The organism is Paraburkholderia caffeinilytica, from assembly GCF_051027425.1.
Classification (GTDB): Bacteria; Pseudomonadota; Gammaproteobacteria; order Burkholderiales; family Burkholderiaceae; genus Paraburkholderia; species Paraburkholderia caffeinilytica_A.
This window is the reverse complement of record NZ_CP186552.1, coordinates 811,132-835,542: the sequence shown is the minus strand read 5'-3', so window position 1 is coordinate 835,542 and position 24,411 is coordinate 811,132. Positions and strand designations below refer to the sequence as shown.

General features: G+C 57.3%; 19 protein-coding genes. 11 read left to right on the top strand and 8 right to left on the bottom strand.

What is annotated here, in order from left to right; translation table 11 throughout:
* Positions 1–8 precede the first annotated feature (8 nt).
* Both ACOSV0_RS03640 and ACOSV0_RS03635 read right to left on the bottom strand, forming a co-directional pair.
* Entirely contained in the window at positions 9–1,031 is a 1,023-nt protein-coding gene (locus ACOSV0_RS03640; protein WP_434108795.1) for an MraY family glycosyltransferase, read from the bottom strand.
* Positions 1,032–1,053: 22 nt separating this feature from the next.
* Positions 1,054–2,013 (bottom strand): UDP-glucose 4-epimerase family protein, encoded by a 960-nt coding sequence (locus ACOSV0_RS03635; protein ID WP_434108793.1) that lies wholly within the window; start codon positions 2,011–2,013, stop codon positions 1,054–1,056.
* A gap of 688 nt (positions 2,014–2,701) precedes the next feature.
* On the opposite strand from ACOSV0_RS03635, the gene ACOSV0_RS03630 reads away from it, so the two are divergent.
* The 9 genes from ACOSV0_RS03630 to ACOSV0_RS03590 all read left to right on the top strand — a co-directional run bounded on the left by ACOSV0_RS03630 (position 2,702) and on the right by ACOSV0_RS03590 (position 14,213).
* Positions 2,702–3,670 carry a glycosyltransferase family 4 protein gene (locus tag ACOSV0_RS03630; protein WP_434108792.1) on the top strand — a complete coding sequence of 323 codons (969 nt, stop codon included), beginning with the start codon at positions 2,702–2,704 and terminating at the stop codon, positions 3,668–3,670.
* Between the two features lie 216 nt (positions 3,671–3,886).
* Entirely contained in the window at positions 3,887–6,043 is a 2,157-nt protein-coding gene (locus ACOSV0_RS03625; RefSeq protein ID WP_434108790.1) for a glycosyltransferase family 2 protein, read from the top strand.
* A gap of 4 nt (positions 6,044–6,047) precedes the next feature.
* Positions 6,048–8,588: a glycosyltransferase family 4 protein gene (locus tag ACOSV0_RS03620; RefSeq protein ID WP_434108788.1), complete on the top strand. Its 2,541-nt coding sequence runs from the start codon at positions 6,048–6,050 to the stop codon at positions 8,586–8,588.
* Positions 8,585–9,652: a glycosyltransferase gene (locus ACOSV0_RS03615; protein WP_434108787.1), complete on the top strand. Its 1,068-nt coding sequence runs from the start codon at positions 8,585–8,587 to the stop codon at positions 9,650–9,652. The genes ACOSV0_RS03620 and ACOSV0_RS03615 overlap by 4 nt, the downstream gene beginning before the upstream one ends.
* Positions 9,653–9,767: 115 nt before the next feature.
* The gene (locus ACOSV0_RS03610; protein WP_434108785.1) at positions 9,768–10,751 is read left to right on the top strand and encodes a glycosyltransferase; all 984 of its coding nucleotides are present in this window, start codon (positions 9,768–9,770) and stop codon (positions 10,749–10,751) included.
* A gap of 1 nt (position 10,752) precedes the next feature.
* Positions 10,753–11,808 carry a glycosyltransferase family 1 protein gene (locus tag ACOSV0_RS03605; protein WP_434108784.1) on the top strand — a complete coding sequence of 352 codons (1,056 nt, stop codon included), beginning with the start codon at positions 10,753–10,755 and terminating at the stop codon, positions 11,806–11,808.
* 15 nt (positions 11,809–11,823) lie between these two features.
* Positions 11,824–12,417 (top strand): histidine phosphatase family protein, encoded by a 594-nt coding sequence (locus ACOSV0_RS03600; RefSeq protein WP_434108782.1) that lies wholly within the window; start codon positions 11,824–11,826, stop codon positions 12,415–12,417.
* Entirely contained in the window at positions 12,414–13,292 is an 879-nt protein-coding gene (locus ACOSV0_RS03595; RefSeq protein WP_434108781.1) for a hypothetical protein, read from the top strand. The genes ACOSV0_RS03600 and ACOSV0_RS03595 overlap by 4 nt, the downstream gene beginning before the upstream one ends.
* 192 nt (positions 13,293–13,484) lie before the next feature.
* Positions 13,485–14,213 carry a class I SAM-dependent methyltransferase gene (locus tag ACOSV0_RS03590; protein ID WP_434108780.1) on the top strand — a complete coding sequence of 243 codons (729 nt, stop codon included), beginning with the start codon at positions 13,485–13,487 and terminating at the stop codon, positions 14,211–14,213.
* Between the two features lie 147 nt (positions 14,214–14,360).
* On the opposite strand, the gene ACOSV0_RS03585 is transcribed toward ACOSV0_RS03590, so the two are convergent.
* Entirely contained in the window at positions 14,361–15,476 is a 1,116-nt protein-coding gene (locus ACOSV0_RS03585; RefSeq protein ID WP_434108778.1) for a class I SAM-dependent methyltransferase, read from the bottom strand.
* Between the two features lie 172 nt (positions 15,477–15,648).
* Positions 15,649–16,578, bottom strand: coding sequence for a phytanoyl-CoA dioxygenase family protein (locus ACOSV0_RS03580; protein WP_434108777.1), 930 nt, complete (start codon positions 16,576–16,578; stop codon positions 15,649–15,651).
* Between the two features lie 451 nt (positions 16,579–17,029).
* Between ACOSV0_RS03580 and ACOSV0_RS03575 the strand changes: the two genes are divergently transcribed.
* Together ACOSV0_RS03575 and ACOSV0_RS03570 are read left to right on the top strand one after the other, a co-directional pair.
* Positions 17,030–17,932, top strand: coding sequence for a methyltransferase domain-containing protein (locus ACOSV0_RS03575; RefSeq protein ID WP_434108776.1), 903 nt, complete (start codon positions 17,030–17,032; stop codon positions 17,930–17,932).
* A gap of 243 nt (positions 17,933–18,175) precedes the next feature.
* Positions 18,176–19,837 carry a hypothetical protein gene (locus tag ACOSV0_RS03570; protein WP_434108774.1) on the top strand — a complete coding sequence of 554 codons (1,662 nt, stop codon included), beginning with the start codon at positions 18,176–18,178 and terminating at the stop codon, positions 19,835–19,837.
* Positions 19,838–19,929: 92 nt separating this feature from the next.
* On the opposite strand, the gene ACOSV0_RS03565 is transcribed toward ACOSV0_RS03570, so the two are convergent.
* From ACOSV0_RS03565 to ACOSV0_RS03550, 4 genes are all read right to left on the bottom strand, one after another.
* Positions 19,930–20,352, bottom strand: a complete 423-nt coding sequence (locus ACOSV0_RS03565; RefSeq protein WP_434110152.1) for a GtrA family protein — start codon at positions 20,350–20,352, stop codon at positions 19,930–19,932.
* Between the two features lie 2 nt (positions 20,353–20,354).
* On the bottom strand, positions 20,355–21,638 hold the full coding sequence (locus tag ACOSV0_RS03560) for an NAD(P)/FAD-dependent oxidoreductase (protein ID WP_434108772.1): 1,284 nt from the start codon (positions 21,636–21,638) through the stop codon (positions 20,355–20,357).
* Between the two features lie 14 nt (positions 21,639–21,652).
* The gene (locus ACOSV0_RS03555; RefSeq protein WP_434108771.1) at positions 21,653–22,591 is read right to left on the bottom strand and encodes an NAD-dependent epimerase/dehydratase family protein; all 939 of its coding nucleotides are present in this window, start codon (positions 22,589–22,591) and stop codon (positions 21,653–21,655) included.
* Positions 22,592–22,757: 166 nt separating this feature from the next.
* Positions 22,758–24,410, bottom strand: coding sequence for a hypothetical protein (locus ACOSV0_RS03550; protein ID WP_434108770.1), 1,653 nt, complete (start codon positions 24,408–24,410; stop codon positions 22,758–22,760).
* Position 24,411: the final 1 nt, after the last annotated feature.

The following is a 24,411-nucleotide window of genomic DNA, read 5'->3' as shown; positions in this document are numbered from 1 at the left end:
GCAGAACCTCAGGATTGCCCGGAACGGGACACATGGCGCTGCCAGTAGCGATCAATGAAAAGCCCGGCGAGCACAAGCACAGCAACCCATGCGACGACAACAAGCCATTGATAAACCACAGCAAAACTCAGTGCCCATAAAGCAAGCATTATGCCCGCCGCCATGAAGAAATACCAAATTCGTGCCGTCGACGCGTGCCCGAAACCGCCCTGCACCAGTCTTTGATAGTAGTGTTCGCGGTGCGCTTGCCAAAATTTTTCACCGCGGAGTAGCCGTTTGAGCAGGGTAACCGAGGCGTCGCCGATGAACGGGGAAAAACTGACCGCCGGGAACCAGATCGGCCAGACGCCTTCGCGCCAGCCCCAGTAGCCGAGCGCGCCGGCCAGAAAACCCAATGGGATCGAGCCGGCGTCGCCGAGAAAAATCCGTGCGGGGTGAACATTGAACAGAAGAAAGCCCGCTGCCGCCCCCGCCACGACCAGACACGCCAGTGCGAGCGCGGGGTCCGGATGAATCGAAATGGACGCGGCGATCGCGTAGCCGCCGAAGCCGAACAGCGCCATGCCACCGGCAAGGCCGTCCGATCCATCCATGAAATTGTACAAATTGACCAGCCAGACGAGTAAAAACGCCAAGGCCGCCAGGGCCCACCAGGGTGCATCAGCCGGGTAGACGGCGACCAGCGCGGCCACGGCCGCGGCGTGGCCGCCGAACCGGACTCGCGCGGGCAGGCCGCGGCGGTCGTCGATTTGCGACAACGCGGCCAGCAGCGCCGCCAGCAGCGCGGGCAACCAGAGCGCCGGGGCAGCCAGCCAGATCAGGATCACGACCACCGGCACGATGCCCCAGCCGCCGACGCGCGGCGTTGGGCGCGTATGCAGCGAACGGTCGTTCGGGATGTCGGTGGCGAGGCGCCAGGCAAGACCGCTCCGGAGCAGCCACCACAGAATCGCCGCGCACGCGCACAGCGCTGCGACTCCCCAAAGGAGCAGGTGCACGGCAGAGGAGGCAAGGAACGAAGCGTTCGGCATTGAGAATGGGTTCGGTGCGGGTTCAGTGTGTTGAGCGATACCAGGCGGCTGTCTCCAGCAGACCATGTTCGACGGTGTGAGGCGGATACCAGCCGAGGCGTTCGCAGATGTGGGAACTGTCGAGACGCAGTTCGCCGATTAGCCGGTCGATCTGGGCTGAGTGGCCGGTCAGGCGCCCGGCAACGCGCAGCAAACCGACCGGGACCGGTATGAGGCGCTCCGGCGCGTGTAGCTGCTTCGCGAGCGCCCGGGCAAGTTCGGAGACGCTTAAATCGCGACCGTCGGTCACATGAAAGGTCTCGCCGGCGGCGCGCGGGTCGGTTGTGCAGTGCACGAGCGCGTCCGCCAGGTTGTCGACGAACACGAGGCTGCGACGGGCCGGGATTGAGCCGAGCGGCAGCGGAATACCTTTGGCGATGGCGCTCATCAATTGCAGGAAGTTGGCGCGCACGCCCGGACCGTAGACCAGCGGCGGGCGCACGATCACGATTTCGAGGCCCGATTCACGACCGTATTCGATCAGCGCGCGCTCGGCTTCCAGCTTGGAGATGCCATAGGGGTCGGTGGGCGCGGGTTCTTCCGCTTCGGTAATGAGGCGGCCGGCATGCCCCTCCCCTACAGCCTTGATGCTGCTGACGAAAACGAAACGGCGCGCGCCCGCGCGGCGGGCGGCAGCGGCGACACGCAAGGCGCCGGTGACGTTCGTCGAGCGGTACGCGGCGAGTGGATCAGCCGTCGTATCGCGCATGACGTGGACGCGGGCGGCGAGATGGATGACTGCGTCGCAGCGCGTTGCCACCGGCCAGCGTTCGCCGATACCTTCGAAGTCGTCGGCGTCGAAGAGCCATTCGAGAACCCCGTCGGCAGCGGTCCGCGGCCGACGCACAAGACCGACGACGCTATCCCCGCGCTGCAACAACGCACGGGAAACCGCATTGCCGACGAAGCCATTCGCGCCGGTAATCAGCACTCTTTGAGTCATCGACGCGCCTCGCCCAACCGCGCGCCGGCCAGGCGGCGGCACATCAGCGCACCTCCGGAGCCGGACGCGTAGCCGCGCTCCACGACACATACCGGCCGAAGACACGAGCGCACGACGGTAAGGCTTTGCGAGCCGACGTATGGCGGGACAGGTTGATGAGACACGATACAATCCGGCATCGGCAACGCTTATAAGGGAATTCGTCTGGAAAGACGTATTGTATGCGGGCGGCTTCCGCTACCGCCGCTTCTCGCAAGCGTTAGGCGCTAAAATGCTTTGGTAGGCAACAGACTGAAAGCACGGCGGAAGTCCCGGGTCGTGATGATAAAACGGACAAGCCTCCCAGACGTCAGTCCGAACAATTCTTAACATCTCAAACATATTCGCGCATGTGGAATTCGCGGTTTCGATCCGACGTGCTCGACGACAGCACAATCAACTTCGCCCCGGAGCGACGCGGGGGCGCAACGGCCCTCGCTCCGGCGAGCCAACACTTGGTTACCACTGTTACCACCGGGCATTACATCGTGCCGCAGCGCGGACGTCCTGCGACGTGCCTGCCGTACCGGCCGGATCGCCGTCACGCATCATACGGATCGCCGTTTCGCGCCGCATGATCGCGAACGCATCATTGCGCCAGCAGAAAGTGTTGATCTGAATAAACGTTTGAGCAGATAGAGTCCTATCCATGAAAGTGCTATTCGCCACTTACCCAATGGCTTTCCATACCCCCGGAGGCGGAGAAATACAGCTGCTCGCGTATCGCAAGCATCTACCCGCGCATGGTGTGGACGTCACGCTGTTCGATCAGTGGAATCCGCGGTTCCTCGAACATGATGTGGTCCACTTCTTTTCGTGCGTCGGTGGGTCGGTGCATTTTTGTAATTTCGTTAAGCAGTTGGGTTTGCCGTTGGTGGTGTCGTCCAGTTTGTGGGTGACGGAGGAAACTAAGCATCTCTATCCGGTTGACGAGATCCGGCATCAGTTTTCGTTGGCAGACCGCGTGGTGGCAAATTCCGACATCGAGTGCGATACGCTCGCGCAGGTGTTCCAATTGCCACGCGAGAAATTCGTCACGGTTTATAACGGTGTCGAAGAAGCGTTTTACGAGCCGGTGTCGCCCGCTCTTTTCCGCGACCACTTCAACATTCGCGAACCCTTCCTGCTGAACGTCGGGAATATCGAGCCGCGCAAGAACCAGCTCGCGCTCATGCATGCAATGAAATCCATTCCGGAGTTGAAGGTGATCCTGATCGGTCATCAACGCGACCCGGAGTATGCCCGCGCCTGCCTCGAAGCAGGAGGAAACCAGGTCATGTATCTTGGCGCGCTGCCGCATGAGTCGCCACTCCTGCGCTCGGCCTACGCGGCATGCGAGGCGTTCTGCTTGCCAAGCACGCTCGAAACGCCGGGCCTTGCAGCACTTGAAGCGCATGCGGCCGGCACGCGCATTGCCGTCACACGCGTCGGCTCGACGGAAGAGTACTTCTCGGATCAGGTTTCCTATCTCGCACCAGAAGATATCTCCAGCATTGCGCAGTCGATACGGCAGGCGTTGACACTTGAACGCACCGGTGCGCGGCGTGAGCGAAATCTCTGCTGGCAAGCCGTGCTCTCGCCATTGAAAGAACTCTATACATCCCTGTCGACGAAATGACTTTCGAGTTTTGTCTGTCTGGCAAAGTTGCACTTACTCAGAATTGTATGGCTCCCGAATTGGCGCATGATGTTGATCCAAAGCTTGAACTGACTGCCCAGAAGGGACCGTCAAGATGCATGGTCCGCGCGTCGTTCGACATTGCCCCTAACGCGCGCTCGCTTGGCGCTCGATAATGTCGTCCATCATAGATATATCTACAGCCCGTTATCCAACATGAAACTTGAACTGCAACCGCTCAACAACGTTGAAGCATTTTCGGGTGCTGCATACCAATGGACCGCAACGACAAACGATCCGCAGTTTGCCTTTGTGGGTTGGGAACACATGCGTGGGCGCACGGTACACCTGTCTTTTTCGCTTACGACAGGCAAGATGCCGAAGACACCTTGCATGATCTATGTTGACAAGGGCGACGGAATGTCGGAGCAAGGGGCTGTTTGGCTGCGCCCAGACGCCAACGGAAAGGTGGACCAAACCATCTCGTTCCCGTGGACGCTCCGTGCGGTACGCTTTGACCCCATCGCGTTTCCGGGGCCGTTCTCGCTGAATGACTTCGCGCTGATCGTCGACGAGAACTCTTTGCCATTTGGCGAGGCGAACCACGCAGCACTTGCACAGGCTGATGCAGCGGCGGCGTCCGGCACTGCACTTGCTCCTACCTACGAGAACTGGATCGCCCTCAATGAGGTGTCGCCGGATCGCTATTCGAGTCTGGCGGAAGCCGTAAGCAATTGGGATCGTCAGCCACTCATCAGTCTGGTGATGCCGACTTACAACTCGCCCGATGAGTACCTGCGCAAAGCAATCGACTCAGTGCTCAATCAGGTTTATACAAACTGGGAACTCTGCATTGCAGACGATAAGTCCACGCAACCCCATGTGAAAGCGACTCTGGACGAGTATGCGGCACGTGATCCGCGCATCAAGGTGATCTATCGTCCGGTCAACGGCCATATCAGCGCAGCCAGTAACAGTGCGCTGGCGTTGGTCACCGGCGAATTCACCGGTCTGCTCGACCATGACGACGAGTTGCATCCATTGGCGCTTTACTACGCGGCGGACTTGACCCGGCAGGACCCGCAAGCCGCGTTGATTTACAGCGACGAGGACAAGCTCACGGTCGATGGCCGGCGATACGAGCCGTATTTCAAGTGCGATTTCAATTACGACCTGTTCCTTAGCCAGAACATGATTTCGCACTTCGGCGTGTACAAGACCTCCGTCCTTCGACAGATCGGCGGGTTCCGCGAAGGACTCGAAGGTTCGCAGGACTACGATCTTGCGCTTCGTGCAATGGAAGTCGTTGGCCCTCAGGCAATCCGCCATATCCCGCGCGTGTTGTATCACTGGCGCGTCTTGCCGGAAAGCACCGCATCAAGTCACGATGCGAAGCCCTACGCCGTGATCGCTGCCAGTCGCGCGATCCAGGAGCACCTGACGCGCTGCAATATCGCGGCGAAGGTCCAATCTGCCGACGACGCGGTGATGTATCAGCGAATTGTCTACGCTTTGCCTGAAAAAGAGCCGCTTGTCGAAATCATCATTCCGACTCGCGATGGGGCCGACCTCGTCAAGCAGTGCGTCGATTCCATCAAGGAACGCACCACCTACCAGAACTACCTGATTACGATCATCGACAATGGTTCGGAAAAGCCCGAAACCTTTGAACTGTTTAAAAGCTATGAAGGCGACTCCCGCATCCGTGTAGTCCGCGACGATTCTCCGTTCAACTATTCCGCGCTCAACAATCGTATTGCACTGGCGAGTCAAGCCGAGTTCGTCTGTTTGCTGAACAACGACATTGAAGTCATCACGCCGGAGTGGCTGAGCGAACTCGTTTCCGTCGCGTTGCAAGACAACGTCGGTGCGGTGGGCGCGAAGCTGCTTTACCCTGACGACACCGTCCAGCATGCCGGCGTGTATCTGGGTATGGGTGGCCTGGCCGGCCACGGTCACAAGTACCTGCCACGCAATGCACCGGGGTATTTCAGTCGGGCTGTCCTGCGCAATGCGGTCAGCGCGGTCACGGCGGCGTGCCTGGTCATCCGCACAAGTATCTATCGTGAAGTCCAGGGGCTTGACGAGGGCCTGGTCATCGCCTTTAACGATGTCGATTTTTGCCTACGTGTGCGGGAGGCGGGCTATCGCAATGTGTGGACCCCGTTTGCCGAGTTGTACCACCACGAATCCGCTTCGCGCGGCTATGAAGATACGCCAGAGAAGATGGCGCGCTTCGTCGAGGAAATCGAGTTCGTGAAGAAGCGTTGGGGCGACGCATTGTGGAACGACCCGTTCTATTCGCCGAATCTCTCCATCGACTCGACTGAATTCGTGATGACAATGAGTCCGCGTCTTCCGAAGGCTCAATAACACTATGTCACTGACAAACGACTGGGCAACGGAATGCAGGCATCCTTCTCCGAATGTGCTGTTTGCGCTCCCGAACGCAATCTACTTCCTGTTGAAATTCCGGTCCGACCTTGCGTCCTTTGAACATCAGACCGTTGAAGGACGGATAACGCTGTATTTCTGGTGGAAGGCCTACGGCGAGCGTGACTATCCGGATTTCGAGTGGGTTCTCGGCGAGCCCGAGGTCGAGTATGCAACGCAGCTGGATGCAGAGACGCTGGTCGACAAGTATCCCCGCGCAATCGCCTTCTGGCTTGCCGGCAATGGAGCCGACATTCTGGACGACAAGGCTGTGCTTGAAGTATTGCGTCACAGCGATCTGGCGATCGGGCCGACGCGTGCCCGGCTGCCACGCTTCATGGCGCTCCTCGTCAACGCGCGAGCGGATTTGCGCACCCATATCGATCTTGAATCCTTCTCGGGACAACTGGCCGCGTTGAGCTGGTGGGAAACGCACGGTCAGTTTGAATATCCCCGGCTGTCATGGTCACCCAATCCAGTATGGGATAGCCTGAACGAATTGGGCGGCGAGCAGAAGGAAACCGTGATCGACGTTCCGGCATTCCTCGAACTGCTCGTGAACAGTCGCCACGATCTACGCGCCAGCCTGGATATGACTACGTTCGCCGGACGTTTCGGCGCACTGGTCTGGTGGGACGAGCACGGCAAATTCGAGTACCCGCGACTGGTCTGGCAAACCTCGCCCGCCATCCACCAACTGAACCAGATTGTGCGCGACGAGAACGGAACATTGATCGACGTTCCGCGTTTTCTCGCGCCACTCATCGGTAGCAGACCGGACCTGAACCGCGAGATAGATCTCGATACGTTTCATGGCCGATTCGCAATGCTGCTCTGGTGGGATATGCACGGCAAGCGCGAATACCGCCGGCTGGATTGGCCAACGGCGAAGATATTCGACCGGCTCAATGAGTTCGACGACGGCGACAAGGAAGGCCTTTTCCGTGTCCCGCATTTCCTGCCGCACCTGGTCAGGAGCCGGCCGGATCTGCGATCGCTATTCGATTTCGATACGTTTCTAGGCCGGCTGAATGCGATGCAGTGGTGGATCCAGCATGGCCAGCGGGAATATCCGAGCCTTCAATGGAAAATCCAGGAAAGTCTGAACGACTTGATGTTAATGGAGCAGGCGCCTGCCGCGGCGATCGCACTGCCCAGGCTCCTGCTCTCGATCCGTGAAAGCCGGCCTGATCTGGTCGCAGCCTTCGACATTGGAAATGCGCAGAGCGCCTTGGCGCTGATCTCATGGTGGCACACGGCCGGCAGAGGCGAGTACCCGGAGTTCCGGCACCTTCGCGTCGTCCCGGCCGATATCCGCGCGCAGGCTCTTGACGCGAACCTGCATCATCAGGCGAGCATGCCCGTGCTGCCGTTCGGTGTGAACATCGTGGGCTTTCCCCAGGGCGTGCTCGGGTTAGGCGAGGACGCGCGGATGGCCGCGCAGGCGATGCAACTCGGCGGTTTCGAGGTCGCGCTGATCAATGCACCCATGAGCGGGCCACCTCGACTCGATACGTCGGCTAACCACCTGCTGCGCAACGATCTCGCCTATCAGGTCAGTCTGTTCTGCCTGCCGCCGCCGGAAATGGTCCGGTTGACGCTCGAAGGCGGCCGTAGACTGATTGAGTCGAATACCTACAAGATTGGCGCGTGGCCGTGGGAATTGCCTCACTGGCCGAGCGCGTTCGGGCAAGCCCACGAGTTCGTGGACGAAATCTGGGCACAGAGCCGCTTCGTTGAAGCGGTATATGCACGCCTTGGCAAGACCAAAGTGCGGCACATGCCCATGGCTGTGGTCATTCCAACGCCACAAGCGATTGACCGCAAGCGCTTCGGCCTTCCCAGCGAAGATTTCCTGTTCTATCTGATGTTCGATGGAAATTCCTGGCTGACACGGAAGAATCCCGTGGCAGGGATCATGGCGTTCAAACAGGCCTTCGCAAAGGAAACAAGCGGCGTTGGCCTTGTCATCAAGGCAATGAACGCCCGCGACGACGATCCGACCTGGCGACAGGTCCTCGACCTCGCGGCAGCGGACGATCGCATCCATATCGTCTCCGAGCGGCTGGGCAGACAGGACACCATCGACTTCATGGCCTGTTGCGATGCGTATATTTCGCTGCATCGGAGCGAAGGTTTTGGTCGCGTCATTGCAGAGGCGATGGCGCTGGGACAGCCTGTTGTCGCAACCAATTTCTCCGGTAACGTGGATTTTTGCGATGAACAGACGGCCTTCCTGGTTGACGGCGAGCTGGTGCCGTTGCGCCCGGGGGACTATCTGTTCCACGAAGGTCAATACTGGTGCGATCCTGACGTGGAGATCGCCGCCAGCCAGATTGCCCGGGTATTCGGCGACGCAGACATGCGCCAGCTTGTTGCCAAGGCAGGTCGCGCTCGCATCGAAAGGGATTATTCGATGGCGGCGGTGGCACGCGCCTATGCGCAGCGGCTGGACGAAATTCGAAAGACGGTGAGCGGACGATGAGACTGCTGATCTATGCACGCGACATCTTCGAAGGCGACGCCGTCGGCAACCATTGCCTGGGGCTGGCTGCCATGGCGGAGCGTTCAGGGTGGGACTCGCGAACATATGCCCAGAACTTCGATACCTCGGTGTCGCAGGTGAAGCAGATTGAATCGCTTTTTTCAGAGGCGACAAGCGAGGATCTGTTGTATGTCAGCTATTCGATTGCCGATCCGTTTCTCGATCGACTACTAGACTTGCCGTGCAGAAAGATCTGTTACTTCCATGGGGTCACCGATCCGGCCCTGTTGCGTGAATTCGAGCCGGTAACGGCCGAGCTTTGCGAACAGGCAATGGCGCAATTGCCAAGGCTGGCAGGGTTTGATGTCATCGTCGCCAACTCGATGCACGTAGCGCACGATCTCGCCCCCTACGTCGACGTTTCGAGTGTCGTGGTCATCCCACCCGTCTTCGATAATTTGCCGACGTTGGGGATTAATGCGATTACGTCCCGCAGTCCGGCTACATTCAACATGCTGGTGCTCGGCCGGGTTGTGCCGCATAAGCGCATCGAAGATGCCATCGAGGTGCTCGCCCGCGTGGTCGAAGGCGGTGTTGACGCCACGATGACGATCGTCGGCAGCATGCCGAATTACGACTACAGCAAATTCCTGCTCAAACGTGCACGCGCCCTAGGCGTACTGACCCGTATCGATTTCACGGGCATGGTCGACGATGCGGATCTGCTGTCGAGTTATGACCGCGCCTCGCTGCTACTTTCGATGAGCCGTCATGAGGGCTTCTGCATTCCCGCACTCGAGGCGATGCACCGCGGCATTCCTGCCGTGGTGCGAGCCGGCCATGCCGCCGCTGAAGTAGTAAGCGATGCCGGGCTTGTCATCGGCAAGCAGGAAACCGCGAACCAGATAGCCGGGCAAATTATCGCGCTGCGCAACGATGCCTCCCGTTGGGACGCTTTGACACACCGCGCGCGCGCGCGAGCGGGCGCTCTGCTCGGACTCACCTCTTCGGAGCATTGGGCGGAGGTGTTCGATCGGGCTCTTCGAAGAGCAGACACGCCATGAGCGTTTTGCTGAGTGGCTTCACCAACAGTCGACCAGCCTCCTCCACATGCACGTTGCGCTGGCGGAGAAGTTGCGCCAACCGACTTGTTGACGCTGGTGCAACGGGGAGAAACGCATGACAGGACTTAAATTCATTCTGACGACCTACAGCACCGCGTTTACCGTCAGTGGCGGCGGCGAATCGGAGCTCGTGCAAGTTGCCGAGATTCTCAAGGCCTCTGGCGTCCATACCGACATCTATGGCATTGGTAGCCGCCCGCTCAACTTTTACGACGGCGTGATTCATTTCTCGGTACATGCCGACAGCCACGCCATATTGCGCGAAGCGGCAATCAGAAATAAACGCATCTTCCTTTGGCCGAACGTCTGGTGGCTCGAGCCCATTGCGGCCAGCGAAGTCGAACGCATTCAGGAAATCACGCGTATTGCGCACAAGCTGCTATTCAAGTCCCACGCGGAACTCGAGAATTTCACGCAATACATTCAGGTGCCAGCTGAGAAAATTGAAATCCTGCCCACCTGCGTATCGAACCGCTTTCTGGCGCAGCCGGACAGAGATTTACTCTCGACAGTCTCGAATAGCACGGACTTCGCGCTGTGCCTGGGGCTGATCGAGCCGATCAAGAATCAGCTGCAGACAATCAGAGCCCTGAATGAACTCAAGCTGGACGGTCTCTTTGTGGGAGGCGCACGCGACGACGACTATTATCGGCAATGCGTTGCGGAGGCTCATTCCGGCATCACCTTCCTACCGTTCATTCAGCCTTGCAGCGCCCTTCTCAGGTCGATCATTGCCAACAGCAGCGTGATGGTTGAGCCGAGTATCGATCCGCCAGGCCGATCGAGCCTGGAAGGCGCAATCATGCAGAAGCCCTTGGTCATGTCCGACGGCCCCTGGCAGCGCGAGCATTTTGAGGACGGTGTCTGGTACACGTCGACAGACTCCGTGAGCGCAATAGCATCTGCGATCGCGGGTGCAATCAACGACGCCGACCGGGAAGCAAAGGTAGCAGCGACTTACGACCGCGTGATGGCACGCCATTCAGCATCGATCATCGGCCCGCAAATCGCTGAGCTGCTTGCACGGGAAAGTATTTGAAATGTCGAAGATTCCGCGTTTATTAGTTGTTCAGCGAATCTCGCTCTCGCATGACAGGTTGATGTCACGGTCGATCGCTGCCCGCTTCGGCCCGCTTCTAAGCTATATGGCCAACAACGGGATGCTCGAGTGGGAAGAGATCGTCGAAAGCGACGTGACCGTCGGGCAGTTGCGGCGTTTCGATGCCGTGCTGTTCAACAAGCATAGTTCGAACCGCGCCACCGACGTGATGCGTATGGCGAATGACCTCGGCCTGCGCACCATCTATGATATGGACGACTGGATCATCGACTTGCCGATGTACAGCGTCACCGATTTGAACGACGACCTGTTGGCAAACATTACCTGGCTTATCCGGCAGGCGTCGATTGCCACGGTCTCGAATGAAACCCTGCGAAACAAGTTGCGACGGATCAGGCCGTCGGTCGTCGTCATCCCCAACGGCTTCGATCATCAAGCGCTTCCGTCTGATCCATCGAGCTGGCATGAAGCGAACCCGCCGAAGATTCTGTTCTCGAACACGGATGGCATCAAGCTCGTCCAGTTCAGGAAGGAGTTCTTTAGGGTCATCGTCGATTTCTTGCAGCGGCATCCCGATGTTGCCTTTGAATTCTGGGGCGACGGGTTCCCCGAGATGTCGCGAATTCCCCGGCTGGTTTCAAAGGGTTTTCTGGAGAACTCGGCGTACAAGGCCGCCATCCGGGATGCGGGCTATATGTTCTCGATCGTGCCGCTAGGCGGGCGCGAGGATCCCGATGCGCTGTTCTTCAACAGCTGTAAATCATGTATCAAATACATCGACTATGGCAGCCTCGGTATCCCCGGCATCTATTCGCGATCGCCGGTCTACGAGGAGGCGGTCTCGCATGGCGATACCGGTATTCTGGTAAATAACACGGCCGAAGAGTGGGCCAGCGCGATGGAAGAGTTGTACCAGGATCAGCAACTGCGCACTTCGTTGCGGCTCAAGGCTTACGCCGACACTCATGAACGGTTCGGCCTCGCTGGACCGGCGAAGGTCTTCCTCGAACTCATGACCGGCGAGAATCCGGTTTAAACGGGACACACCGACATGGATCTCTTATTGATCAGGCACGGCCAATCGGTTGCCAACGCCAAAGGATTACTGATTTCGACGGACAAGGACGGGCTAACCGAACTTGGCAAGACTCAATCGGTCAACCTCGCCGCTACGCTCGAAAAGTTTGCCTTCCAGCCGTCGCAGATTTATTGCAGTCCATGGGCACGCGCACGTCAAACTGCCGAACTGCTTTTCGGCGAGTCGACGCCGATGACGTTCGACGCACGGCTCGCAGAGACTCATCCGGGCATATACGGATCATGGCTCGAGGCGGATTTCAATCAAGCCTTTCCGGACTTCAACAAGAACATTCGAAACCAGTACGAGCAAGGTGAATCGCATCTGCAAATGGCCGAGCGAGTACAAGGCTGGGTCGATTCCGAGGTGCAACCCAAGGTTCACCAACCCGGCCTGATGATTGCTGTCGCACATGGCGGCCCGATCAGCGTAGTGCTGCAGCACCTTCTCGGGGTGCCGATCGAGACGCACTACCCCAGCTTCACTGTGCCGAATGCATCATTTACCTACCTGAAGTGGCGCGCGGACCTGAACCGCTACTGCCTTGAGCGTGCAGGTCACGTATGAGCAAGACCGTTGCGATATTCGAGCCGATCTACGCTGCGGACCAGACGCTGACATGCGCGGAGTTCCTGCCGCTCGTACGCGCGGACAATTCGCGCCCCGAGTGGCGCGAGTTCAAGATCCTCATCGATATGTATCGAAACGGCGACCATCTTCAGCACGATTACACGGGACTCTTTTCGCCGAAATTCACGCTGAAATCAAAGATATCCGGCGCCAAATTTCTCGAGTTTGTGCAGAGTCACGCCGATTCGGATGTCTGCTTCATCAACCCCTTTCCGCAACTCGCTTACTGGTCCTACAATGTATGGATGCAAGGCGAGCAGGCACACCCCGGCTTGATCGCCGCGACGCAAACGCTGCTGGATGCTAGCGGGCTTGACTGGGCAATCGCGGACACCCCACGGCACGGGCCGGCGTCGCTGGCCTACTGCAATTTCTGGGTGGGTTCACGGCAGTTCTGGGACGAATATGTCGGTGGCACATTGCTTCCGATTGCCAACTTTCTCGAAGCCAACCCTTCCCATGAATCCGCGCGCGCCGTTATGGTGGACACGAAGCACACGGATCCAGCACCATTCTTGCCTTTCATCGTCGAGCGACTGTTCAGCACGTATATTTCACTGCATCCTGAACTGTCCCGGTCAGCGTACCCGTTCAGCACGGAGGAGATACGTGACTACTGCATCAACGATTTTGAAAAATTACTGTTCGACCGCATGCAGGAGAAAATTGGCGAAGCAGACGCCTCTGGTGTTTTCGGATCGGGACTGGTCGATCAGATGGATACCGTTTGCGCTCTGTGGCAGCAGCATTTTTTCGATTTTTATGCGACTCGACCGCATCCGCATACCGGGCAACCGGTTTATCAGGACTGAGCGGTTGTTGCGTCGAGCTTCATAAGCAGTACCACAAGACAATGCCTTTGCCGACTGCATGGCATGGCTGTTTCAAAGACAAGTGCCCACAATCAAGCCGTTTCGGTGGTCGCTTTGCTACAGATGTACCTGTTCAGTCCGTACGACAAGCTCCCCTTCAGCGGCCCGTAACTACGATTGACAAGAGGTACCATGCAGTCAGCACCGATCCACCCAGACGACGACATGTTTCATGGCTCCAACGAACATTACACGTCGGTCGGCACTCAGATGGCAGACTGCGTTTCCCACGCGGTCGAATTGGCACAAATCGATTCGCCAACCGTTCTCGAACTGCCATGTGGCTATGGCCGGGTGACACGCCACCTCGCCTCCCGCTTCGACCCCAAACGGATACACGTGGCTGACATCATGGTGCCAGCCGTTGATTTCTGTGTAGAGACATTTGGCGTCAACGGCTACTACATCGTCGATCCCGTCTACGAATTCCAGAATGTTCCTGAAACGTTTTTTGACGCTGCCGCGCTTGGGTCGCTGATCACTCACCTGTCTGGACGGAATGCGCGGACAGTGATTAAGCACTTTTTCAGAAAGCTAAAACCCGGCGGGATTGCCGTAGTCACGACGCACGGTGCACGCTCACGCGAGATTCTGGAAACGGTGGATTGCTACCAGGTCGGAGACGCCGCGCGTACCCATTTGCTAGATAGCTACGACGCAGGTCAGTTCGGTTTCGTCAACTACATGGCTGACCATTCGCTTGAGGCCAAGACGGTCGACTACATCGGCGACAGCTATGGGATATCCCTAATCCCCCATAACTGGGTGAATGACGTTTGCGACGAGAATGACTTGATCATTCTCGAGTATCGTTCTGGCGGATGGGACAACCATCAGGATGTGTTTTTTATCTCGCGCTGAATCGAAACAATCGCCAACAGTTGCGTGTCGGTCGGTTGGCTGCCTGCATGGACACAGAGAGATGCCTATAGGCCGTTCGCAAGGTTCATGGTCGATGTCAAACGAGTGAATTGACTCGACGCGCCAAAAGCCCGGATGGGCGTTTCACTAAAGAGCGCGGATTGGACGGCCCTCGCGCCACCCATGGTGCCTGTAATGAAGCGTTGGGTCCGCACCCGACTCGCGGACATCGGGATTGGCGCGGAGATACTGTTCAGGATCAAAATCAGGCGGAAATTCGAGTGGCTCCAGAGGATCCAACTCACTGCTCTGCCCGGATGGGCGAGGCGTTGGTCCGTTGTTCGCCGATCTAGCCAGCAGCTCTTCAAGCTTACGGCGCAGACGCCAAAATGGAACCCCGGGTGTCGCATTGCTAGCCGCGCGCTCCATGCGCAGCCAACTTTTCGCAATATGGTTCTTGTCGTGTGAACGTCTCAACGTGACGAAAAATTCGATGTCGTTCCGGGCCGTGTCATGGAAATCTTCACACGCAAGATCGAGTAGGCCCAGTTCGCACAGATCGCTCATCAGGCGGGCAAATGACCTCGGTATGAAAGCCCAGCAATGGACGTCATGGTATGTCCCATTTTCGAAAGCGTCGCGTGCGAGCCAAATGCCGCCTTCCGACGTATGTTGTCGCTTAACGGTCTGGGCATCGATTCGCCCGCGCCATGCGTCCGCGGTATTGATATCCGCGGCGCTCAGGCAGTAGTCGATCAATGAATAAGGCTGCGGGACCCGTGCGCGAGTAACGTAGCTCGCGAGGACTTCTTGCAGCTTCGTTTCCTTGCGGAAATAATCGAATGTGAAGCGCCGATCGGGGACGACGAGGCGAATCTCGCCAGTAGGCCTCAGCACCGCCGCCAATTCTCTCAACCAGGTAACCAGATCGGGGACATGTTCTACGACATGTGAGGCCACAACGTAGTCGAAATATTTACCGCCGACAGCTTCATGAAGAGAATTTCTCCCCCAAATGGCGTCGACATCGACAATCTCCTGAAGCTTGACGTGAGGGTCGTCTTTGTATTTCTGGCGCAGTCCCACCGTGTCCGTATGGTCTACGTAAACGACGTTCGCACCGTCTTCGCGGCGAACGATTGGCCAGCACAGTGCACCTATTTCAATACCAATACTGTCCTGGATGCTGAGTCCGCGCAGAAACCGCTGTCGACGCGCCTCTCGAGGATCAAGGGTGGCAACTTCATCGCGAATCTTCTGCATGTTGTCTCTCGTAAAGGGCCAACATTCATCTGCATGTCGATTTAATTCGACCTGAAATTCTTCGTGTAGCTCAAACCCCTGAAACAGCATTCCTGGATATCCGGGGCGCGATGCTCACGTTTGAGCACGGCGCATCCGGATAGTCCTTAGTCCATTCCGCCCCGGCAATGCATTAAACGGTACGGCCTTCCGCCTTGCCATACATGTCGTAGTGGTGAATTCCAGAGACGAATCTGCCTTCACGAACGGCTTCGGCGACATCTGGATATTTCTCCAGATAGGCTTGTTCAAACTGCGCCCGCGCAAAAGTTTCTTCGGGAACAGCCTGGATCGGTCGGTTAATCCACGAGGAGCAAAGCATCGGCTCCAGCTTCATGTCCAGATTCAGCGCATCGGGCCGCGAGTAGTAATGGAAAACTAGCGACTTGCGCGTTCGCTGCATATCAGCGATAGGCCCGCCGCCGTGCAATAGATTGGCATGCCAGACAAACACATCACCCTTCTTGGCCGCAAAGGTCACTTTGCTAAAGCCGGCCTTCTCGACTTCCGCATCCATGTACTTGTGCCACTGAGGCATTTCATCCGGTACGAAGTGACGCGTACCATTGCTGAAAATCATCTGCTCGACCTTGTGGCTACCTGGGAAGTACTCGAGCTGACCAGCATCGGCATGAGCGTCCTCAAGGGCAACCCATGTCGCGATCAAATGGTTCGGTGTAACAGGAGTCATGTAAATCGAATCAACGTGCGGCGGCTGCTGACTACCTTTTTCGAAGTAGAGGCTATTGCACAGCGCCGGATCCTGACCAAGCAATTCCTGAAGTATCGGAGCAAGCCGGTCGGACAACGCCAGATTCCGCACGCCAGGCATGTCGAGATACAGGTCGTTAATCTTCATGCGCCGCGTTGCAATTTCCTGCGCAGAAAGCAGGCCGAGCAAGGTGCGCTCACCTGTGTCCAGTAGATCGACCGTTACGTCTAACGGACGCTCCAGCTTGCGCTGGGCAATCGACCCGACAACGCTGTCAATCTCCTCGGCAGAATAGAATCCCGGCAGGATGGCAAAGCCGTCCCGTTCAAAATTTTCTTTGGTTCTGTCCACGGGCTAAGTCTCCGCGCTCTCTCAAGTTGGTGTGGTTGATGTTAATAAATCTTCCGCATTGTAATCGGATGTTACGTATTGCGTGAGCGCCTCTTTTTACCCTCTGGGAGCGTCAACCGACCGGAACTTCGTGTGGCGGAACCTTCCTGCCGAAACGGTGAATAGCCTTCGTCCGCGCGATCTGGCGCTAGTATTTTCTCGGCAACTGATCGCAAAAATCACGTTCACAGACCGGCCGCACTCATTGCGGCACCTTCATAAAAGCCGGCCGCCATATGCGCGACACCAGAGAGAACTGCGTTCCGTTCACTCCGTTGGCTGGATAAGGAACTCGACCCTCCCGCGGAAAGGTGAATGGTCGAACGCTGCTTTCGTGCAGTGCAACATGGATTCTTTCGGTTATGATTGGCTCTCGGTAAGAATCTGGAAGAATGCCCAAAGCAGGAGAGCCATGATTTCAGCAGACCGTTGCCCCCGCACCCGGAAGGAAAAGTTACTTGCCGGCTTGGTCCAGAAAGACAGTCTTGGACTAGAGATCGGAGCGTTATGCCGGCCACTTCTTCTGAAAGACGACGGGCCCGTAATCTACGTCGATCACGCAGATACAGAAACGCTGCGTACTAAATACAAAGACGACCCCAGCGTAGACGTGAACGCAATCGTCGAAGTCGACGCTGTTTGGGGCTCAAACACCCTCCAGCAGGCTTTGGGTACGAGACGGGTTGACTACGTGGTCGCATCCCACGTTGTCGAGCATGTACCCGATCTCGTTGCGTGGCTGACAGAACTTCGCTCCATCCTGAAGCCCAACGGTGAAGTGCGATTAGTCGTGCCCGACAAACGATTTACGTTTGACTATTTCCGCGAAGAAACACGTATAGCTTCGGTCCTATATTGCAATCTTATACGTGCACGAATTCCTCAACCGCAGCTTCTAATCGACTATTGCGTCAACGTCGCGAAGGTTGACTGCTTTGCCGCCTGGAGAGGACCACTCGACCCTCACTTAATCGAGCGGCACCACGACATCGACACAGCATTGGGCGTGGCACGAGACTGTTTAGAAAACGGCGCCTATCACGACGTGCACTGCTGGGTTTTTTCGCCCCACTCGTTTGCGCAGTTGTTCCGTGAAATGGCCGAACTCGAGCTTATCGACTTCGCCTGCGCTAATTTCTTCGATACTGATCGAAATGATATGGAGTTCTTTGTTTCGCTCCAGCCATCCGACGACAAATCCCATATCGTGGAAAGCTGGCGTTTGATGGAAACAGAGACCGTCGACGATGCTCCTGACCGCCCATTCTGGAAAACCAGGCGAGCATTGCGGTCCGCGATTACAGAAGCGACATAGGTTCGATATTCAAACGAATTCGATATCCCGGTCATGCCGGGATGCCGGCACGCAATTGCACGTACCCGTGGGGCGATACCGCTCTGCTGCGCGTCACCGCAAGACTTGACGTTCGCCGACCGTTCCGACAACCCGGACAGCACCGTTTTCTCGTAACAGCGCCTGAAGCGCCCCGATCCGAGCGCTTAGGTCGCGCGATGGCTCCGATATGGCATACTCCCGCGACCATTTCCGGAGAATAAGTTGTCGCGCACCCTCTCTATTTGGGCCTCGCTCCTTGCCGCCCTGATTATTGCCACATCCATCTATGGCGGACATCACTTTTTCTCACCCATCCCTTATTGGGATCAATGGGACGGAGAACTAGGCTTTTACAAGGACGTCGTTGAAGGCAACTACTCCGCTTTCTGGTCTCAGCACATGGAGCACCGAATTGTATTTTCGCGCGTGCTCTTCTGGCTGGACATCGTCCTGTTTGGTGGACGTAATGTTTTCACAATCATCGCGAACTACGTTCTGCTCGCCGCGGTGGCTCTTGTGCTATGGCGTGAATACCGATCCGGACACAAAGAACTACACCCTCCCCTGTTTATCGGCGGTCTGATCGTTGGGTTCCTGCTGCTCTGGGTCCAAGCCGAGAATATCAAGTGGGGATTCCAGAGCCAGTGCATCGCGGTCTATCTGTTCGCGCTGATGGCTTTTGCGCAATTCTCTCGCCTGGATAGCCGGCCGCTTCGAATCTCGCTTGCAATGCTGTTCTGCGTCGCATCCATGCTGAGCATGGGCAATGGCGTCGTTGCCTTCGGCGTGATGGCGATCCAGGGCGTTCTGCAGCGTCGGCCCGTCCGCGAATCTCTCATCGTGGCGGCAGGCGGTGCGGTGTGTGCATTCATCTATTTCCATGGGTACAACAAACCCATTTTGCCGATCGATCCAGCGGCCGCACATACCTCGCTTATCCGGCTCAAATTCTTCGCGGCGTTCATGGGGAATCCAACGTTTTTTGGATGGAACACCATCGTAGCGATGATTCCGCCGAATCCCACGGGCCTGGCAACATGGGGGCTAAAGATATCCGCCCTGTTCGGCATTGCTTCGCTTGCAATCGCAGCCATTGTCACCGTGCGCCTGTTTGCAAAGGCACAGATCACGCCGTACCGATCGTTCCTTATCGCTTCGTACGGGCTTGTTGTTGCTTCCGCAATGGGCGCATCCAACAGTCGCTGGATGCTCGGACTTGAGGCGTCGGTAGCGGGCCGTTACACCACACCTGTGGTAATCAGCTTTGCCGTACTCGCGCTGCTTGTTCTTGATGTCGTGAGCACACGCCGCGCGCGGCTCCTGGCCTCCGTCGCCCCGCTTGCGCTGCTTACGTTTATCGCGCTCTATCAATCCCAGGCTTTCGAGGACAATTCCTACCTGTTCAAATGGAAGCTTGCAGTGCTAGGTCAAAAAATCGGTCTCGACCATCCTGAGTATGACGCGACGGTCTATCCAGCTGCAATGCACGATGGGTTTGTAACGACCGCAAACTTCGCCGCCGACTATGAAATCGGACCGTATGGACGCGGCTGGCTTCGCGACGCCGGAGTCGTGAAATTCGACGCCGCCCGCCTGGATCAAAGCTTCTGCCTAGGACATCTCGATGCAACGTCCACAGACAAGGGCGTTATGCACGCAACGGGCTGGGCGACGACGGCCGACCGTGAGACCTTGCTTATCGTCCTGACCGACGCCGAAGGCAAAACGATTGGATATGGCGTATCGGGCCAGCGCAGATTGGACGTTTCCGAGGCGGTCAAAAACGCTTCACCAGACGCAGGCTGGACAGGATTCGCCAACGCCACTCAAGGGCCGATCTCTGCTTACGTCTATCAGCACGGCCGCTTCTGCAAGCTTCCTTAAATGAAAGCAGTCCGTCGATGTCCGCCTCGCCGGACATCACACTCTAGCCGCCCTACTTGGCAATCGCCTTGCAGGGGGCATCTCATACAGCCCTAGTGCGATCGAAACGACAGCTTTTTGTGACCAACATAGCTGGTAAACACTGGCACGATCACCCCCACGAGGTGAGCAATTTCTTTCTTGTGCCAGACAACTCCGAGCAACGGCAACAGATGAAAAGCCAGCACCACGCTCACCACCCACGTCTGCAACACGGCGACGAGATTCACCAACGTAAAAAACATCGCGGATCGCGATGTGGAGTGAACACTCTCCGTAAAGACGAATAGCTTCGTCAGAATGAAGGCGGTGATCATGCCTGCGATATACGCAAGTACGATCGCAGCCGTAAACGGCATCCAGTTATTGAAGACGATCCGGCTGCCGAAATTCACCCCGGCCGCCACCCCGCCGGCCAGAAGAAATTTGAGGAAACGAGGCGACACCAGTCGCTCCTTCACTGTCCCTGCAGGCATCGTCACAGCATCCTCGCCATCTTTCGCGCCAGACCGATACTTTCGGAAATGCCACGATCTTCCGGATAGTAATAAGACGTATCTGCCACCAGCAGCCCCTTCACCGGAAGTTGGATCGGAGGTAGCCGGTCAAGGAAACCCGGCTCGCAAATCGGCTGTGCATAGCGGTAGCGGCTCGCGCGCACATCGATGAAATCATCGCTGGTTAAAGCCGGATTGATTTTCATCAGATAGCGTTTCACCTTGTCGATGAAAACACTGTCCGCTTCCTGGTATTTCGCATGCTCGCCTGGCACGTAAAAGGGGACGTACACAATGTGCTCGCCGAGCGGGCGAAGGTTTGTGTACTCGACGATACCCGGAATATCCATATCCGGATCGTTGACGTTCAGCCAGAAGTTCTTCGTTACCGCCTTCTTCAGCTTGGCGATCACACAAACCACCGCCACGTTCTTCATGCTCTGGAACGCGGCCGATATGTCAGCGGGCAAATCCGGAATGACGCGCGGGACGTACGGCAACGGAATCGTGCTGATAACCTTGTCAAAGGGCAGCACTTCACCGTTGACCTGCACGCCCTTGACGGCGCCGTCTTCGATCACAACTTTCTGCGCCGGCGACCCCAAACGGAATTCTCCACCGTTAGCTTCGATATAGCGGCGCATACCTTCGAGCAACGTATCCGAGCCGCCCTCGAGATAGCCAAGCTTCTCGCGGAACAGGTCGTAGCGCGACCGGCCGATGCGGCGAATGCGACTCCATATCCACGCTGCCGACAGGTTGTACGCATAGTCGTAGAACTTGTAGTCGAACAGCCGGCGCCACAATACTTCCCACGCCTCTTCACCAATCCAGCGCCGAATCCAACCGGACGCTTCAACGTGATCGAGCGGATGCCAATCATTGCGCTTGGTGGACAGGAACGCGTGAAGACCGTAGCGAATCTTCGCCGTCAGACTCAGCCCCTTGAACTTGAGCAGCGCGATCGGGTTCCCCCAGGCCTGCACATGCCCCTGGTAGTAGTAGCCCATCTTGGTCTCGACCCACTTCAGTTGATCTTCGATACCAAGTTCACGCAGCACCTCGAAGAACGCGTGATCGGAGATCGCGTGGAAGTGGTAATAGCGCTCGATCGACAACCCACCGAAATCGAAGCACGCGGCCATGCCGCCTACGCGATCGTCTGCTTCGAATATAACGGGTTTGCGCCCGTCTTTAACCAACTGGTAAGCGACCCCGAGGCCCATGGGGCCTGCACCCAACACCGCGATCTTTTCGTCTGTCATCACTATTTCCTGCATCAAAATTCAAGCGCGATCTGGCTGTACACAGGGTCGTTGAAGGTTTCATGCATCGCCTTGGCAAACGGCGTGGCCTTGATCTGGAATATGCCCTCCCAGTCGATCACCTCGAACTCATCGCCGGCAGTCAACGCTTTCAACTGATCCGCCGTGAAAGGCGGATTCTTATCGAACAACGCGTAAATCTTCAACAGCACATAGAACAGTCCGTACGGAATACGGACGATTGCGCAGCGAGCATTCGTAGCCGCCTTGATCTGACGAATGATGTCAATGTAATCGACGCGCTCCAGCCCCGTGATGTTGAACACCTTGCCGCTGATGCGCGACTCGATGCAGCTGATAATCACGTTGCAGAAATCCCCTGCATAGAGCGGTTGGCGCATGTAACGCCCACTGCCGGGAATCGGAAAGACCGGCACGCGCTGCATGAAACGCGACAGCCAGCCAAGATGTTTGCGGTCGAACCAGCCGAACATGAGTGTCGGACGCAGCACCACGCATTCAATGCCTGACGCCAGCACCATCTCTTCCTGCTGCTTCTTGGTGTCGGTATAGAAATCGTCGCCCACGGATTCCACGACAGATGAACTGATGTGCACCGTGTACGGAATATTAAATTGCTTGATTGCCGCCAACACGTGAGTCGTGGACGTCAAATTGTTGCGAATGAATGGCTCGATCGTCGGACCGCCAATCTGGGCCTGCAGCATCACGACAACAGCCGCGCCGTCAAAATAACGAGCCCAGTCGCCCGGCTCAGCCAGATCCGCGTACTCGACGGTGATGTCAGGATGCACGCTGCGCAGGACTTCGATATTGGCTCGATGTTTGTCGAGCACGACCAGGTTCGTATACCCACGCTGCTTGAGACGAGCGACTAGGTTCTGGCCGACGAGGCCGGCGCCGCCTGGGAGAATGATGCGCGTATCGTTCATTGGTCTATCGTTCAGATTACTCGAGTTTAGGTAATGCGCCGCACGCGGGCTAGCACACGTTCGCGCCAGATAACGCGACATTTTAAGCTATGCGAAACGCCCCTTCTGATTTGGGGCTGCAGTTCAAATTCATCATCGCCGTCCGGGCCGAACAGTGGCGCCCACACTACTGGGCAACTTGATCCGGCACCTTGCCTGTCTCGGTCAATGCACAGTAGGTATCTCCGTGCTTCGCCAGGACGCGGATGGTTTTGTCATCCGCACGGAAAAAACCGGTCCAGCCAACACGGTCACCGTTTAACTTTAGTACCGCCTCGACATCTGGCCGGTGACTGCCGACAATCCCATAACCGCGCAAGTCGTTTTGCGCATTGACGATAACAACGTCAGTCGGTTGCACCTTCGCATCCCGATCGAAAATCCAGCCACGGGCCATGTATCGACCCGGTGTGCCAGTCGGTTTGATCAGATCGATCGCGCCTTCACACGTGCGACTCGCGGTGGTTTGTTCCGGCGCGCACGGATAGTCCTGCGAGCATTGCTTGAAGATAGACAGGCCCCGAGCCTGCGCGGCTTGTGCAGTAATCCGAAGCTGCTCGACCGCGGGATACACCGCATGCGTCCATTCGCTGTCGTATACGTCCTCGCGCACGGCGAGTCCGGCCAGCTTTCGGGCGAACAACTGATCCTGGTCAGGCCTGAAGGCCGCATCCTGATACGACAAAACCGTGGCAAGCGCCAAGGCAAATAGCCCTGCGTTTACTGCGCGAGCCTGCGGGCGTCGTGAGTTGACCCAGAAGTAAAGCAGAAGCGACAACCATGCAAATAACGACGACGTGGTGTAGCGATGCGCAAACGCGGATTCGATACCAAAGGGCAAGCGCCCCCCGGCGGTAATGAATGCGCAGCCGCATACAAAAACGGCGAAGGCAAGCAAGGCGGGCGCGCGAACCTCACGGCCGCGCCCGAGCCACAAACCAGCCAGTGTAGCGGCCACGACAATGGCGCCCACCAGATATGCCAGCGAGAGCTGTGCCGTCGCGGCCCAAACCGGAGCACCGAGATAAAGCAGCATGTACTCGACCATCTGTACCGGCTGATGGAGTACCGAGTTCAGCACGCTTCCGTGTTCTGGTGGCGACCCGTAATGCCTGAAGTATGCAGCCCATACCACAGCCGTTGCGAGTCCTGTCAACGCGACGCGCTGCTTTGACAAACCGAGATAAAGCGAAAAGACGAGCAGCACTGGCAACACCAACAGGCCACTCGCCATCCAGCACGCGGCTAACGCGCCATATAGCAATGCCAGAAAAAACTGGCCGCTTCGTCCTGACGCATCACGGCTACACGCCAATGCGTCGAACGCCAACATAGCGAACAGATAGACGCCGAACCACTGGTTCTGGAATCCCCACGTCAGGTTCTCGTCCTGTATCCAGGAGAACGCCATCGTTGCGATGACGCCAGCAAGCGCAACCCCTTCAGTCCATGTCAGGCGCGCGCCGCGCGACGCGATCCGGCCAACGGTTGCTGCCAGAGCGCCAAGCAGGACAAGATTCGCCACGAGATCGACGACATTTCGCCCGCCGAACCATCGGATATCTGTCCAGAAAATCAGCCTCGGCAAAAGCAGTCTGTGTTCGTTGTGTTGCTCCCACAGCACAGACCAATTGTTTGCGAAGCGTATGTAACCGCCCAGGGAGCCATCCCACTGGTCCCAGTACGGCACGGGAGAATAGTTTCCCACCACGCCGATAACGCAGCTGACAACGACGAACAGGCCACAGAACCCAAGAATCCATGCGGCAACCGTCGCCAAA

Excerpts from the sequence above, each read along its gene's own strand:
- ACOSV0_RS03595 (WP_434108781.1), top strand. The coding sequence starts at position 12,414 with ATGAGCAAGACCGTTGCGATATTCGAGCCGATCTACGCTGCGGACCAG.
- ACOSV0_RS03590 (WP_434108780.1), top strand. The coding sequence starts at position 13,485 with ATGCAGTCAGCACCGATCCACCCAGACGACGACATGTTTCATGGCTCC.
- ACOSV0_RS03630 (WP_434108792.1), top strand. The coding sequence starts at position 2,702 with ATGAAAGTGCTATTCGCCACTTACCCAATGGCTTTCCATACCCCCGGA.
- ACOSV0_RS03615 (WP_434108787.1), top strand. The coding sequence starts at position 8,585 with ATGAGACTGCTGATCTATGCACGCGACATCTTCGAAGGCGACGCCGTC.
- ACOSV0_RS03610 (WP_434108785.1), top strand. The coding sequence starts at position 9,768 with ATGACAGGACTTAAATTCATTCTGACGACCTACAGCACCGCGTTTACC.
- ACOSV0_RS03605 (WP_434108784.1), top strand. The coding sequence starts at position 10,753 with ATGTCGAAGATTCCGCGTTTATTAGTTGTTCAGCGAATCTCGCTCTCG.
- ACOSV0_RS03600 (WP_434108782.1), top strand. The coding sequence starts at position 11,824 with ATGGATCTCTTATTGATCAGGCACGGCCAATCGGTTGCCAACGCCAAA.
- ACOSV0_RS03620 (WP_434108788.1), top strand. The coding sequence starts at position 6,048 with ATGTCACTGACAAACGACTGGGCAACGGAATGCAGGCATCCTTCTCCG.
- ACOSV0_RS03585 (WP_434108778.1), bottom strand. The coding sequence starts at position 15,476 with ATGCAGAAGATTCGCGATGAAGTTGCCACCCTTGATCCTCGAGAGGCG.
- ACOSV0_RS03565 (WP_434110152.1), bottom strand. The coding sequence starts at position 20,352 with ATGCCTGCAGGGACAGTGAAGGAGCGACTGGTGTCGCCTCGTTTCCTC.
- ACOSV0_RS03625 (WP_434108790.1), top strand. The coding sequence starts at position 3,887 with ATGAAACTTGAACTGCAACCGCTCAACAACGTTGAAGCATTTTCGGGT.
- ACOSV0_RS03635 (WP_434108793.1), bottom strand. The coding sequence starts at position 2,013 with ATGACTCAAAGAGTGCTGATTACCGGCGCGAATGGCTTCGTCGGCAAT.
- ACOSV0_RS03560 (WP_434108772.1), bottom strand. The coding sequence starts at position 21,638 with ATGACAGACGAAAAGATCGCGGTGTTGGGTGCAGGCCCCATGGGCCTC.
- ACOSV0_RS03575 (WP_434108776.1), top strand. The coding sequence starts at position 17,030 with ATGATTTCAGCAGACCGTTGCCCCCGCACCCGGAAGGAAAAGTTACTT.
- ACOSV0_RS03555 (WP_434108771.1), bottom strand. The coding sequence starts at position 22,591 with ATGAACGATACGCGCATCATTCTCCCAGGCGGCGCCGGCCTCGTCGGC.
- ACOSV0_RS03640 (WP_434108795.1), bottom strand. The coding sequence starts at position 1,031 with ATGCCGAACGCTTCGTTCCTTGCCTCCTCTGCCGTGCACCTGCTCCTT.